This window comes from Psychromonas sp. MME2 (genome assembly GCF_040566515.1).
GTDB lineage: Bacteria > Pseudomonadota > Gammaproteobacteria > Enterobacterales > Psychromonadaceae > Psychromonas.
Genome location: NZ_JBEWXI010000015.1, coordinates 160,663 through 175,319, shown reverse-complemented (window position 1 = coordinate 175,319; position 14,657 = coordinate 160,663). Strand labels below are relative to the sequence as shown.

Here is a 14,657-nt window from a genome sequence, read left to right as displayed (position 1 = left end):
TTTTACCGCTTAACTAACAGTAAAAAACCTCTTTTAAAGAGGTTTTTTACTTAAATCATCGAGGAATAACAGTTTCGTCGATAATGATAGGATTTACTACCACCTCTACTGTTATAGGTTAATAATATGAATTTCTGGTTCATCCTCATGAGTAAATTTTGTTTTTAATTGCGCTTTGCTTTGCATGTATATTTCCCCCCCTTTAGCGATGCTAAAATGGTCGGGCAGTTCGTTATATAAACTTTGATATGCCATTATTAACTGTAAACTACTCTCTTTCTGATGTGTAGATAATTGCTTACCGTCTGGCCATCTTCCGGTTTCGGCAGCTTGTTTTAATTGTTCATATAACGATGGCGATATATTTTTTGCATATTCGGTTAAATTTGACACTCGTATCACCTATTTTAGTATTAACATGCTAACTTATATTTATAATGCATATGTATATTGATTTCACGGAACAGAATCAACTTATGATTACCCAAACCATCAAATTTATTTTTGGACTAGTTACTCTCTTCGCTATTATCTCCTGTAACCCATTTTCACATGATAGTTTATCGCGTATTTGTGATAGTGATCCTGAACTATGTGCAGATCTACATACATTAACCGATTGCCGTTTCCAACGAACACATCTGATTCGTGCTCGTTATTATGACAAAAGAGAGCCTTCTTCAGACCATACTCGTCAGCTTTTAGACCGTCTTGATGAGTATGAATCATGTATAGAATTAACACTTTCATTACAATTCACACGCAATCAAGGACGCAAACAAGCACGCGTCGAAAATTATCTTACGACTAAAAATCTAATGAAAAATGAGTTAAAAAAAATTAAAAATACAGAGGATCCCATTCTTGCTTACTATCTTTGGACGCATTATCAGGATTTAAAAGCAAAACAAGTTTTTTTAAACGCTGCACGTAAAGAAGGCGTAACAGACCGTAAATTGTTAACCAAGCTTGCCATCTATTATAGTAAATTTGACCCACAACAAGCATTAGCACTATTTTATAATGCGCTACGAGAAAGTAACTCATACAAAGATATACCTGATAGTACATTTGTTTATATTATGACCATTTATTACCAAGCACAGGATTTTGAAAAAGCTTACATATGGGCACTACTTGCAATAAGCAAAGAAGCGATGAAAGCACAAGATGAACAGCAACTGGAATATATAAATCTAGATCTTATTTTGCAAAAAGGACTTATCAATGGAAAGAAACTAATAACCAATGAAATGGCATTACAAGAGCAAGCTAATATCTATAAAAAGAAACTGATGGAAGGTAAGTTTAGCGAATATCCTGAAACACTCATTAAATAACATTTATTTTACTATTGACGCATCGAAAAGGCCGTTAAACACATGTTAAGGTGCTCGATAGTAAAGTTAAATAGAGAAAAATCTTCACTATTTATTTTTTCTACTGCACCTAAATATTGCACAGAGAACATACCAATCACTTTATTAGAAATCATAATAGGAGCAAAGCCAATAACACCATTAGCAATTAATTTTTCAATATCTTCTGTAATATAATTGCGCCATTTAGGATCACGATAGTTAGCCACTAACGTCGCCTCCTCATTTTGTAAAACGTGATCCATTAAATGAAGGTTTTTATTAATATCAAGTCTGCGATGGAAATAAATAACCTCCCCATAATCATCATATGAAACCCTTGATTCCAAATGACTTTTATCCTTAGATAGCATCCAAAAGGAGCTACGACTGAAGTGAAAAATAGTCGCTATTTGCTGTAGTGTGTAATTTAATAATTCATTAATACTATGGCCTTTTTTACTTAACCTTGTTATCTCTTTAACGGTCATTAATATCGCTTTTTCCTGACTCAATAAAATGGTGGCGTTTCGCGTTGAAATTGTCAAATCATCTTCTTTAGGCAATTTGCGAATATATTCATCTAACACAGAAGCACCATATGAGTTTAATAAACTAATAGCGAGCACCCTTGTCTCATCTATACGTTCACGTAAAATTTGTCTATCGATATGCATAATATGGCTAATACTATTTAATACTTCATTAAATTCATTAAATTCACGTTTATTATTCGGTGGCGAGGTAATATAAAAACTGAGCTTATTTGCTAAGCTTATTGCTTGCATTTCAACCGTACGACTTTCTGGGGTATCCAGTGACTTCCTTAATAAATCCCCAAGATGCCATGTTTCAGCAAGCCCTCGACTAAGCTCGTTAAAACTCATCCCAAGCGTTTCTTGGCAATGTTTTTGAAACTGATTTGCAGGTAATGATGTTTTTTCAATTAATTCTCGAGCAATTTCACTATCACAACTCCAAAAAGCAGTTTCACCGATGTTATATAACATCGCAGCCAAATAAACCTCTTCCTGTGTATCATCTTCATACTCAGGCAACATCATTTTAGCTAATAAAGCAGCATGGAAGGCATTGGCCATTAACATACCTAAACGCTTACAGACCTGCTGAGATAAATTTTTGTTTTCTAATAGGCCATCTAATATTTTGGATGTCAAACAGATATTTTTTACTGTGCGTATACCCAACACAATAGCCGCTCTAGAAACGGTCGTTATCTGACGTTTAGAAATACGGTTACCACTATTTACAACTTTTAAAACTGAGGATGATAGAGATTGATAGTGTAAGATCACCTTACATAATTTAGGTATAGAACTAATGTCATCATTGGAAAATTTATCTAATTTACTCGCAACAGAAGTAATTGCTGGTAGCTCATTCTTAGATAATAACTCAACCCACCTTGCCGCTGTTCGCTTTCTATTTTCTGCCATGAAGAACACTACCCCTAGATTCATTTGCAATTATTGTGATGAGGAGTAAAAGGCGCCAACTATCCCTATGGTACCTCAAGATACTTTGCCAGGCCTATTATTGAATAACTGATATTATTCTAATTAAACAGGCCATCCGCCTAATCCTTTCCATTTGTTGACAATATAGAAAAACAACTCTGCGGTCACTTGTGTATCGTATAAAGCAGAATGCGCCTCATTATTATCATAGGGTATTTTGGCCTGTTCACAAGCCTTCGCAAGCACAGTTTGACCAAGGGCTAACGCAGCCATACTCGCTGTATCAAAACTGACAAAAGGATGAAATGGGACTCTTTTAAAGTTACAACGCTGGGTTGCCTGATTTATGAAACCTTGATCGAATGAAGCATTATGAGCCACAATTATAGAACGATTGCATTGATTATTTTTTTGATGTTTACGAACTAACTTAAAAATTTCGCTTAATGCCTCACATTCATCAATAGCGCCCCGTAACGGATTAAAGGGATCAATACCGGTAAATTCCAATGCTTTAGGATCTAAATTCGCCCCCTCAAATGGCATTATATGAAAATGAATTTTTTCTGCAGCATAAAGGTAACCTTGTTCATCCATCGCAGGAAAAATTGCGGCGATTTCTAGCATCGCATCCGTTTGAGAGTTTAATCCTGATGTTTCAATATCAATAATAACGGGGTAATAACCACGAAAACGCGCAGTCAATGTGTTTGCCATAATTTACTCATAGTTAAAATTTGAAAAGTAATTATGCCTGATTTTTCCGAAAACAGCATAAAATTCACTAAAGAAAAAAATATCGCTGCCGATAATAATGATGACGCCTTAATAAGATGAGTTATATTATGCAAAAAATTATTTTTATAACACTGCTATTTTTCTATCAATCAGCCTTTGCAACGAATAAAAGTTATCACGCAGATATGGATAACTCCCTTTGGTATATCTCCAGCTCTACTCCCATTCAATGTACACTGGAGCACCCTATTCCAAATTATGGACAAGCGCATTTTGAGGCAAGGGCAAGTAAAAAAATCAACCTTGATTTTATTTTACATAGTAAACTGGCGATGCCCGTTACACGCACAGTGAAACTCAAATCAATACCGCCACAATGGCGCCCCGGTGCACCTAGCGAAGATATTGATACCGTCGAGTTTTATCAACAATTTGATGGTTATGTTACGCAACAAAGCGCTTGGCGCATGTTGAACGAACTTGAAGCAGGACAATACCCAACCTTTTTCTTTGAAGATTGGCGTAATAATGATCAAATAACCAGTGTCGCACTTTCATCAATCAATTTTAATCGTAGCTATGATGAGTTTAGTAATTGTGTCGATCAACTGTTACCCTACGATTTTGAAGATATCTCTTTTAGTATTTTAAAATACAATAAGAACGGCGTTAAACTCACCTCATTTTCCAAAAAACGTTTAAAAATGATTGGTGATTACATTAAATATGATGAAAATATTAGTGTTGTGCTCATTGCAGGATACTCAGATAGCTATGGTTCCCGTAGTCATAATCAAAAATTATCGGAGCAACGCGCAATTTCAGTTAAAGAATATTTAGAACAATTAGGTCTAGATGATGAAAAAATACAGGTAACAGGATTTGGTGAAAAACATCATGTGGCGGATAACCAAAATATATTAGGACGGATGCAAAATCGCCGCGTAGTTATCTCTATTGAACGGGAAGATAGTTAACTCATCCAACACATGCCCCATTCGAATATTATGATTGGGGCATAATACACTACTTTTTCATTTTAGATAACAAGTCTGCAAAGGGGTTGTAGGTTGCACTGGCTTGTACATCATCACCAGCGACTACCGTACTGCCATACAAATCTGCTTGAGTATATTTATCATGCTCATGGTCATGACAGTAGATACACAATAACTCCCAATTACTTCCATCTGCTGGATTATTACTGTGATCATGGTCGATATGATGAACCGTTAATTCACGTAAATTAGAATAAACAAATTCACGCGCACATTTTCCACACACCCACGGAAACAATTTTAATGCTTTATCGCGATAGTCATTTTCCATTGATTTGTAATTGCTTGGGATATAGGCCATTTGAGTACCACTCTTTAAATGATTAATATTAAAAACAGATAATATACCCATGATACTTCAAGATGCAAAGTCAGCAATAATATTATTTCTACAAACAGTGTCGATTAAAAAGACGATTTCAAATACACTATCGGTAAATAAATTACCGGAATTAATCATGTATAAATTAATTGCTTTAGATATGGATGGCACCTTATTAAATAGCCAAAAAGCCCTAACCAATCGTGTTCGCGAAGCAATATCAGCGGCAAAGGAACGAGATATAAAAGTAGTATTAGCTTCAGGCCGCCCCTTTGAAGGCATGCTACCAACATTACAAGCGTTGGGTTTAGATGGTGAAGATGATTATGTGTTAACCTATAACGCCTCACTCATTCTTAAAGTAGCCTGTCGCTCAGTTATAAAAAGCTCTATTTTAACAGGGCGAGATGCGATTGAGTTATATCAGCTAGCAAATAAGTTAGATGTTAATATTTTAGCTTACTCTATGACGCATGGGCTGATCACACCAAAGGAAAATAGATATACGGATTATGAAGCAAAACTCAATGGCATTGAATTTAACCTATACGACTTTAATCAGCTTGATGAAAATGATGATATCATCAAAATTATGATGATTGACGAGCCAGAACAACTCGCTAAAGGGATTAAATTACTCCCAAATGAGATGCAAGAAAAGTATTCAATGGCACAAAGCACACCATTTTTTTACGAGTTTATGCATAAAAATAGCAACAAAGGTGAAGGCATGGCTGCTTTAACCGCACATCTCGGACTAACAGCAGAACAAGTGATATGTGTAGGCGATGCGGCGAATGATTTAGAAATGATTAAGTTCGCAGGATTAGGTGTTGCAATGGATAATGCCGTTGATGAAGTTAAAGCCCATGCGAATTTTATTACAACGAGCAATGATGAGGATGGTGTTGCCCATGTCTTTGAAAAATTTCTACTAAAATAATAGCGATAAAAATGAAGCTGCGCTATCTAAAAAAGATAGCACTGCTTTATGACTTAATGGGAGTGGTCATGATCATCATTAATACTCGAAAAAGTATCAAGAACAATAGCGCTTGGGCTAAATTCATCATCATTACCCGCTAGATAGCGCAAATGCTCCCAGCTGAGCATATACGCAAAATATAAGCGATATAAACGCTTTTTCTTAATGCCAACATGCGCAAATAATTGACTGCCATTATAGCCTTGCAATTTTTCAATGATATTAATAAAACGTAGCCATTTTCTCTCGCATTGGTGATGAGAAGGCATCGTTGATAGGGAATGAATAACATGCAAAGCCCTCCAAAATGCTTTGTCCGTCTCACTATTACCATGCCGTTGAGCACTCTTAATTTGTTTTAAAAAGCTATTTTCTATCGCCACACCTTCTTTGCATAAATAATCGCATAACTGAGCTTGTAAGTATAAAGCCCCCTGTACAAAGAACCCCTGTGGATTAACGGGTTTCTCAGTATCAAGTAATGTATTTAAAAAGGGATTAACATCTGTTTTCAAAATTTATCCTTAGCTGCGATTTTCAACTTTACAGATTTCATGACGTTGTAAAAAACGGCTTTAACTATTATTAATTGGCCGCTTGGTGCTCTAAGTAAGCAAAAGCAGTTAACAATGCGGTTTCTTGAAACTGCTTTAACCCCAATTCTCTTGCTTCTGGTTTTACCTGCGCTTTCGCTAAACCTTCTTTAATATAAGCAGGAGAAAGCACAAGCACCTTAACATCACTCATCAGCTGTAACGCAGCTTCAATTTTAAAACTAAGTGGATTTCCAGCAAATTTGCCCTTTAAGTCACGCTGCCTAATAACAACCGTATCCACTTGGTAATCTTTCATTAATTGTGAAAAATCAAACTGAAATTTTTTAAGTGGCTCAGTATTGATTGCATCGCCTAACGTTAATTTAGTTGTCCTGACGGCTGGCACATCATAGAGCCCCCCTTTTAATTGAATGATACCAATTATCGCTTCATTCCCCGTTAACTCAACCCCACAAACACGCATAAAATAACCTTATAAAAAATTAACTAAACATAGCAAATTAACTCATTGCTACATATTAAAACAAATATTGGTTTAACGACTAAAAATTGTCGCAAGGAGATCATTACTCCTTATGAAATTTGAGGTTTATCATACGAATAGTTGCAGCAATACCTGCTAAAACCTGATTAGCATTTACGCCACGCGTCGTAAATTGGCTATCACCATCTGACCAAGTCACTCTACATTCGGTTAATGCATTGGTTTTTCCACCTGGGGGAATACGTAATTCGTAATCAATTAATTCAGGAAACTGGAATCCATCTTTATCTAACACTTTTTTCATTGCGCTGATAAAAGCATCAAAACCACCATTACCACTACCGCTGGTTTTATATATCTCATCTGCAACTCGAACTCGAATACTAACAGTTGATTCAAGTTCCAATCCAGAGTTGATAGAGCAATTTAACAATTCTACATAGTTATAATCATTGCGTTCGAGCATATCTGCAATGATAAATGGTAAATCATCGGGACTAATACTAGATTTTTGATCCGCTAAGCGAACGATGCGTTTCAACAATTTTTTCTGCTGCTCATCGTCAAGTTCAATATCCATCGTCTCAAGGTTTTTCATAAGCGAAGCCTTACCACTCATTTTACCCAGTGCATAACTGCGTGAACGCGCAAAACGTTCAGGCGTTAATGCAGTGATATACAATCCACCTTTCCTATCACCATCGGCATGAATTCCACTGGTTTGAGTAAACACATCGGCACCGACAATTGGCGTATTATCGGCGATACGTTTACCTGAAAAATTCTCCACTAACTGGCTTAAATTGTGTATTTCACTTTCATCAATATTCACCTTTTTACCCAATTTATCCTGTAAAACAACGGCAACTTCAGTGAGTGACGCATTGCCCGCCCGCTCACCTAAGCAGTTCATGGTGCAATGGATTGAAGCAACACCCGCTTTAACGGCAAACAGCGCATTAGCAGTGGCTAAGCCATAATCATTATGCGGATGGAAATCAAATTGCAGATGCGGAAAACGTCCAATCATATCACTTAGACTTGTAAACACATCATCGGGAGACATGACCCCTAATGTGTCAGGTAGCATAAAGTGGCCAATGCCTTCATGCTCTAATTGACTTACCATTGCAAAAACATATTCAGGACTGTCTTGATAGCCATTTGACCAATCCTCGAGATAAATATTAACTTTTAACCCTTTTTGCTTGGCATAGGCGATCGTCTGTTTTATATCAGAAACATGTTCATCAAGAGTTTTGCCTAACTGCTCAGTACAATGTTTTAAGCTACCTTTTGCCAATAGATTTAAAACTTTTCCACCTGTATCTGTTATCCAATCAACACTTAATGTATGGTCGACAAAGCCAAGTACTTCGATTTTATCAACAAGCCCTTCGCCACTTGCCCAGCGATTAAGCTTGCTAACGGCCTCTTTTTCACCTTCAGAGACACGTGCAGAAGCGACTTCAATACGATCTATTTTTAATTTTTGTAACAAAGCCTTAGCAATACTAACCTTTTCAGCAGGAGAAAATGAAACCGCTTGAGTTTGTTCGCCATCGCGTAATGTAGTATCCATTAATTGTACAACGTTGGGCTGTATCATTCCCTTTACTCCGTCTGTTATTCTGTTTAAAAGCTGCTTGGATTAATTTTCAAATATTAATCCAAGCAGTTTTCGATAAAAAAGGCGCAACAATTGCGCCTTTTTAATTAACCGACCACTATTTTAATAGTAGCGGCCTTAATTCCACAACCAAGGTAAAGCTTGTTTCTGTTTCTCTTCAAAGGCAGTGATTTTATCTTCATGTTTTAACGTCCACGCAATATCATCAAGACCTTCAAGTAATGACTCTTTACGGAATGCATCAACGTCAAAGCTAATATCAAGACCACCTGGTGTTGTGACTTTTTGCGCAGCTAGGTCAACCGTAAATTGTACACCTTCATTAGCCGCAATTTCAGCCATTAATGCATCTAATTCATCTTCGCTGACTTTAATAGGTAAAATACTATTTTTAAAACAGTTGCTATAAAAAATATCGGCAAAACTAGTAGAAATAATGGTATTAAAACCATAGTCAGCGATTGCCCATGGCGCATGTTCACGCGATGAACCACAGCCAAAGTTTTCACCCGCAACTAAAATTTTAGCACCTTGGAAAGCAGGCTTATTTAATTCAAATTCGGGATTAGGAGTGACATTATCAGCAAGGTAACGCCAGTTATGAAATAAATTGATACCAAAACCTGTACGCTCTACTTTTTTCATAAAGTTTTTTGGAATGATTTGGTCTGTATCAACATTACTACGATCCATTAACGCAGCGATACTAGTGTGTTTAATATATGGTTGCATTATCTTTTTCCTATTTCCAATCACGAATATCAACGAAGTGGCCTGCAATAGATGCAGCTGCTGCCATCGCAGGAGAAACAAGGTGAGTACGTCCGCCCTTACCTTGACGACCTTCGAAGTTACGATTTGATGTAGAAGCACTACGTTGACCGTCTTTTAACTCATCGCCATTCATTGCTAAACACATAGAACATCCTCAATAGCGCCATTCCCATCCAGCTTCAACAAATACTTTATCTAAGCCTTCTTTTTCCGCTTGGAATTTAACAGGGAAAGATCCCGGTACTGCGATAGCTTGAACACCTGCAGCTACTTTTTTACCTTTGAGTAATTCAGCCGCCGCACGGAAATCTTCAATACGTCCATTAGTACATGAACCAATAAAGACGATATCCACATTAATATCTGTAATTTTTTGCCCCGCTTTAATATCCATGTATTTAAGCGCACTTTCACATGCCTGTGCTTTTACTTCATTTTCAAAATCAGAAGGCGCAGGAACGACAGCATTTACAGCAACGACTTGCTCAGGTGATGTCCCCCAAGAAACTTGTGGTGCAATATCTTCTGCTTTTAATGTAATCGTTGCATCAAATTGTGCATTTTCGTCTGAAGGAATACTCTTCCAATAAGCAACAGCAGCATCCCAATCAGCGCCCTTAGGAGCAAATTCTTTACCTTCTAAGTAATCAAAGGTTTTTTGATCTGGAGCAACAAGCCCTGCACGCGCACCCGCTTCGATTGCCATATTACAGAGCGTCATACGCCCTTCCATCGACAAATCGGTAATGGTATCGCCAGCAAATTCCATGACGTATCCCGTACCACCAGCAGTCCCTGTTTCAGCAATAATAGCAAGGGCGATATCTTTTGCGGTTGCAAATTTAGAAAGTTTACCTTCGACTTTAACAAGCATCGTTTTCGCTTTCTTCTGTTGTAATGTCTGTGTCGCCATTATATGTTCAACTTCAGAGGTGCCTATACCAAAGGCCAATGCACCAAATGCGCCGTGAGTTGCCGTATGGCTATCACCACAACAAACAACCATACCGGGATGAACAAAGCCATGCTCTGGAACAACAATATGGATAACACCATTATTTAGGCTATCTAATCCATACAGATTGATATTATGAGATGCACAGTTAGCGGTCATTGTATCAACTTGTTTCTTGGCAATAACATCAACAATGTTGGTACGATCGACAGTAGGGATACAATGATCGATGGTGCCGAGAATACTGTGTCGATTACGCACTGCTCGATTTTGTAATTTCAGGCCTTCGAATGCTTGAGGACTGGTTACTTCGTGCATTAAATGTCTGTCAACATAAAGAAGTGGTGAACCTGATTCTGGTTCATGCACCAAATGAGCATCCCAGATTTTTTCATACATTGTTTTAGTCATTGTTTTCCTTACCGTACTATTCACTGTAAATATTCGACGCTAACATTTGTAAACAGCTGTTTTAAAAAAGCTATTAACAAACATCGTTACTTGGGGGTTAAAATAAACTATTAGATTGCCCCATTCTAATTGATCACTGTCAATCTCACAAGATGGGAGTCACAAAATCCTATTCAAATGACTATTTATGCACGTTATCTTGATTAATATGCATGATTTTATCATCTATAAATCTTGCCATATAAAATAGCTAGCTCACAAGCTTTAAAATATCCCTTTTATCACAGTGAATATAAATGGATGATTTTTAATAATTTTAGTAACATATAACAATTATTATTCATATGGGAGTATCTATGCAATTTGACATGATAACGACACAAACACAATTGCATGATTTTATAGCAACACTTGACGATAGTCCTATCTCTCTTGATACCGAATTTGTACGAACACGTACCTATCTTGCCAATCTTGGCCTATTGCAAATATCACAAAATAACAAAATCACCTTAATTGATCCGCTTGCTATTACAGACCTTTCTGCTTTTTGGTCTGCACTCAATGAAAAAAAATGTATTTTGCATGCGAGCAGTGAAGATTTAGAGATTATTCGCGAACATAAAGGTGACTTAAATATTAAGCTATTTGATACGCAAGTAGCCTGTGCTTTCTTAAACCTTGGTGCTTCATTGGGTTATGCAAAAATGGTGGAAACATTAGAGGGAATTGTTGTTGATAAAGGAGAATCACGCACTGATTGGTGCCAACGCCCTTTAAGTGCTAAGCAGATAAATTACGCAGCTATTGATGTTCTCTATTTACAATCTTGCTTAGAAAATTTACAAAAACGTCTTGAAGAGAAAAAAATGACTCTCTTTTTCGAACAAGAGTGCCAAATGATTCTAAATCAAAAAATGCAAACCCAAGATCCTGAAAAAGCATACAAATCATTCAACAACTTGTTTAAATTAGATAGGCAAGGTCTCGCCGTTATTAAAGCGCTAGCAACATGGCGTTTGCTCACGGCTAAATCACGTAATCTAGCGCTAAATTTTGTTGTAAAAGAAGACCACCTTTGGTTATTGGCTCATTATCGCCCAGCTTCGTTTGAAGATTTACACCGTCTACATTTGCTACCAAACGAGATTCGCATTCATGGCGATACAATTTTAGCTATCATTAAGGAAGTTGCTCAACAAGATCCGGAAACATACCCCCCTATGTTTCGCGTCTCGTGGATTTTCCAGCCTACAAAAAGACAGTTAAAGCAATGCGCAGTAAAATTCAACTGTGCGCGGAAAAATATGAATTACCGGTTGAAACTCATCGCTTCAAAACGTATTATTAATGAATATTTGAGTTGGTTATGGAAACTCGATGCAGAACAAAAGAAAACAGCCAAAAAACCGAAACTATTATCCGAATGGCGCTTTGAACTGATCGGACATCAATTTGAACATTAGTTAGATTTTGATAATGTACTACGAGACCAATATTGCTCCGATGCACTATCCCTTTTGTTTATTACACCTAGGTTTATTAGAGAGCGACGAATATGAGCGAATCGCAGTCCTGGCTGGAAAATTGTAAGGTCTACCTTGAAAAACGAGTCGTGATCCTCTTTTTCTTCGGTTTCTCCGCAGGCTTACCAATTTTACTTGTTTTTTCAACACTCTCTTTTTGGTTAAGAGAAGCTGATGTTAGCCGTGCAAGTATCGGTTTTTTTAGTTGGATAGCGCTAGCATATGCATTTAAATGGATATGGGCTCCCTTCGTAGATAGTTTAGCATTACCCTTTCTAACCAACTGGTTAGGACGACGTAGAGCATGGCTATTATTTTCACAACTTGCTATTGTCTTATCACTATTAGGCATGGCTCTAAGCAATCCTCAACAAAATCTTACTGCATTCGCTATTTTTGCTATTATTGTTGCCTATAGTTCTGCTACACAAGATATTGTCATCGACGCCTATCGTATTGAATCTGCTCCAGAAAAGCTTCAAGCAGCGATGGCTGCAGCTTATATGACTGGTTACCGACTTGCCATGATCATGGCGGGAGCTGGCTCTTTAGCAATAGCTGCTTGGGCAAGCAGTAGTGATGCTTATCAATTATCTGCTTGGTCAACATCCTATCTGGTTATGGCGCTATGCATGGGGGTAGGTATTGTTACCACATTCATTTGCCATGAACCCACTTATCAAAACTCACAGCAAATAAACGCACAGAAACTTGAACAAAAATTAAAATACCAACATCTGCCGTCCATCCTCGCTCATTTTTTAGCTTGGTTAAGCATAGCGATAATTCAACCCTTCACTGATTTTTTTCAACGCTATGGCAAGAATGCAATATTGATATTACTTCTCATTGGTAGTTACCGCATATCCGATATTGTCATGGGCATCATGGCTAACCCCTTCTATGTCGATATGGGCTATAGCAAGGGCGAAGTAGCGGCTATATCAAAGGTATTTGGCGTGATCATGACCCTTGTAGGCGCAGGTTTAGGAGGGATTTTATTAACTCGCTATAGCACCTATTCGATACTGTTTTTAGGGGCATTTCTGGTTGTGATCACCAATTTGATTTTTGCTGTCTTAGCTTTTGTTGGAAAAGATTTACTGCTATTAACGGCAATTATCTCGATGGATAATATCAGTGCAGGTATTGCAACAACAGCATTCATTACCTACATTTCTAAACTAACCAATATTGAATTTTCAGCCACGCAATATGCCCTATTTAGTTCAATGATGTTGCTCTTTCCTAAGTTTATTGCTGGTTTTTCAGGGATTTATGTGGATCACTGGGGCTATATAAACTTTTTTATTAGTTCAGCATTAATTGGCGTGCCTGTTTTGGGATTAATTATACTATTAAAAAAAGTGATAGAGTCATAAGGATACTAATAAACTAGCGAATGGGTAATTATTCTACTTAATATATATGATAAATATACCACCAAGTAGAATAATTAAAGAGTGGAAATTGAATAGATTAAAGCTCTGCCTCCACTAAGCGTTGCTGCTTCTCTTGATATTCATCACGCGCTGTCATTATCTCATTCATAACATTATCAACATCGACCGCATTGTCTGGTTCAACAAATTCCCCCGTTAACACCGTATTAACGGATAATTCACCGGCTTCATAGCGCTGCCAGATCTCTTCGCCATACTTAGTATGTGATAACTCTGGCGCAAATTGCGAATAATAGCGTTTCATATTTTCAACATCTCTTAGCAGCATTCGCTTCGCGTTATTATTAGCAGCAGCATCAACTGCCTGCGGTAGGTCAATAATAACCAAATTTTACCATTCGTCTACTAACACATTAAATTCAGATAAGTCACCGTGAATAATACCAACACTAAGCATGGCCACAACATATTGCATCATTTCAAGGTGATCTTCTATCGCCTGTTCCTTTGACATCGAAACATCATTCAAACGAGGTGCAGCAAAGCCCTGTGTATCAGTGATTAAATCCATTAACAACACGCCTTCAAAACAGCCATAAGGCTTGGGTACACGTACCCCAACAGCATCTAATTTATAAAGGGCATCGACTTCTGCATTCTGCCAAATATTTTCTTGCTGTTCGCGACCAAATTTAGAATTTTTTTCCATTGCACGCGCTCGACGCCCGCTACGTACTTTACGACCTTCGGTATATAAAACCGCCTGTTTGAAACTTCGCTTAGAGGCTTCTTTATATACCTTTGCACAACGAATAAATTCCCCACACTGGACAACATAAACCGTTGCTTCTTTGCCACTCATTAATTGACGTAATACTTTGTCAACTAATCCATCATCAACAAGTGGCTGTAATCTTTTCGGAATTTTCATTTTCTACTGATACTTTAATAAATGATTTAAATAAAAGCAGACTGTAA

General features: G+C 37.3%; 13 protein-coding genes and 2 pseudogenes. 5 read left to right on the top strand and 10 right to left on the bottom strand.

The window, feature by feature from the left end; genetic code table 11:
- Window positions 1–111: 111 nt before the first annotated feature.
- On the bottom strand, window positions 112–393 hold the full coding sequence (locus AB1A03_RS16180; RefSeq protein WP_354625633.1) for a YeaC family protein: 282 nt from the start codon (window positions 391–393) through the stop codon (window positions 112–114).
- Between the two features lie 83 nt (window positions 394–476).
- On the opposite strand from AB1A03_RS16180, the gene AB1A03_RS16175 reads away from it, so the two are divergent.
- On the top strand, window positions 477–1,340 hold the full coding sequence (locus AB1A03_RS16175) for a DUF2989 domain-containing protein (RefSeq protein WP_354625632.1): 864 nt from the start codon (window positions 477–479) through the stop codon (window positions 1,338–1,340).
- A gap of 11 nt (window positions 1,341–1,351) precedes the next feature.
- On the opposite strand, the gene AB1A03_RS16170 is transcribed toward AB1A03_RS16175, so the two are convergent.
- Together AB1A03_RS16170 and rnt are read right to left on the bottom strand one after the other, a co-directional pair.
- The gene (locus AB1A03_RS16170; protein WP_354625631.1) at window positions 1,352–2,815 is read right to left on the bottom strand and encodes an HDOD domain-containing protein; all 1,464 of its coding nucleotides are present in this window, start codon (window positions 2,813–2,815) and stop codon (window positions 1,352–1,354) included.
- A 123-nt stretch (window positions 2,816–2,938) separates the two neighbouring features.
- Window positions 2,939–3,553 carry a ribonuclease T gene (rnt, locus tag AB1A03_RS16165; RefSeq protein WP_354625630.1) on the bottom strand — a complete coding sequence of 205 codons (615 nt, stop codon included), beginning with the start codon at window positions 3,551–3,553 and terminating at the stop codon, window positions 2,939–2,941.
- A 128-nt stretch (window positions 3,554–3,681) separates the two neighbouring features.
- Between rnt and AB1A03_RS16160 the strand changes: the two genes are divergently transcribed.
- Complete coding sequence (locus AB1A03_RS16160) at window positions 3,682–4,551, top strand: flagellar protein MotY (protein ID WP_354625629.1); 870 nt, start codon at window positions 3,682–3,684, stop codon at window positions 4,549–4,551.
- Window positions 4,552–4,600: 49 nt separating this feature from the next.
- Here AB1A03_RS16160 and AB1A03_RS16155 read toward each other — a convergent pair whose 3' ends face one another.
- The gene (locus tag AB1A03_RS16155) at window positions 4,601–4,933 is read right to left on the bottom strand and encodes a YajD family HNH nuclease (RefSeq protein WP_354625830.1); all 333 of its coding nucleotides are present in this window, start codon (window positions 4,931–4,933) and stop codon (window positions 4,601–4,603) included.
- A gap of 157 nt (window positions 4,934–5,090) precedes the next feature.
- On the opposite strand from AB1A03_RS16155, the gene AB1A03_RS16150 reads away from it, so the two are divergent.
- Window positions 5,091–5,897 (top strand): Cof-type HAD-IIB family hydrolase, encoded by an 807-nt coding sequence (locus tag AB1A03_RS16150; RefSeq protein WP_354625628.1) that lies wholly within the window; start codon window positions 5,091–5,093, stop codon window positions 5,895–5,897.
- Window positions 5,898–5,950: 53 nt separating this feature from the next.
- Here AB1A03_RS16150 and AB1A03_RS16145 read toward each other — a convergent pair whose 3' ends face one another.
- From AB1A03_RS16145 to leuC, 5 genes and pseudogenes are all read right to left on the bottom strand, one after another.
- Window positions 5,951–6,454, bottom strand: coding sequence for a hypothetical protein (locus tag AB1A03_RS16145; protein ID WP_354625627.1), 504 nt, complete (start codon window positions 6,452–6,454; stop codon window positions 5,951–5,953).
- A gap of 70 nt (window positions 6,455–6,524) precedes the next feature.
- Entirely contained in the window at window positions 6,525–6,959 is a 435-nt protein-coding gene (locus AB1A03_RS16140) for a DUF3010 family protein (protein WP_354625626.1), read from the bottom strand.
- A gap of 103 nt (window positions 6,960–7,062) precedes the next feature.
- Complete coding sequence (locus tag AB1A03_RS16135) at window positions 7,063–8,589, bottom strand: hydroxymethylglutaryl-CoA lyase-like TIM-barrel protein (protein ID WP_354625625.1); 1,527 nt, start codon at window positions 8,587–8,589, stop codon at window positions 7,063–7,065.
- Between the two features lie 138 nt (window positions 8,590–8,727).
- Window positions 8,728–9,342 carry a 3-isopropylmalate dehydratase small subunit gene (leuD, locus tag AB1A03_RS16130; RefSeq protein ID WP_354625624.1) on the bottom strand — a complete coding sequence of 205 codons (615 nt, stop codon included), beginning with the start codon at window positions 9,340–9,342 and terminating at the stop codon, window positions 8,728–8,730.
- Window positions 9,343–9,352: 10 nt separating this feature from the next.
- Window positions 9,353–10,750: pseudogene (gene leuC / locus AB1A03_RS16125) on the bottom strand (3-isopropylmalate dehydratase large subunit).
- A gap of 356 nt (window positions 10,751–11,106) precedes the next feature.
- On the opposite strand from leuC, the gene rnd reads away from it, so the two are divergent.
- A complete protein-coding gene (gene rnd / locus AB1A03_RS16120) occupies window positions 11,107–12,216 on the top strand; it encodes a ribonuclease D (RefSeq protein WP_354625623.1) in 1,110 nt (369 codons plus the stop codon).
- A 92-nt stretch (window positions 12,217–12,308) separates the two neighbouring features.
- Complete coding sequence (locus tag AB1A03_RS16115; RefSeq protein ID WP_354625622.1) at window positions 12,309–13,658, top strand: AmpG family muropeptide MFS transporter; 1,350 nt, start codon at window positions 12,309–12,311, stop codon at window positions 13,656–13,658.
- A 97-nt stretch (window positions 13,659–13,755) separates the two neighbouring features.
- Here the strand turns inward: AB1A03_RS16115 and AB1A03_RS16110 are convergent.
- Window positions 13,756–14,610: pseudogene (locus AB1A03_RS16110) on the bottom strand (PA4780 family RIO1-like protein kinase).
- Window positions 14,611–14,657: the final 47 nt, after the last annotated feature.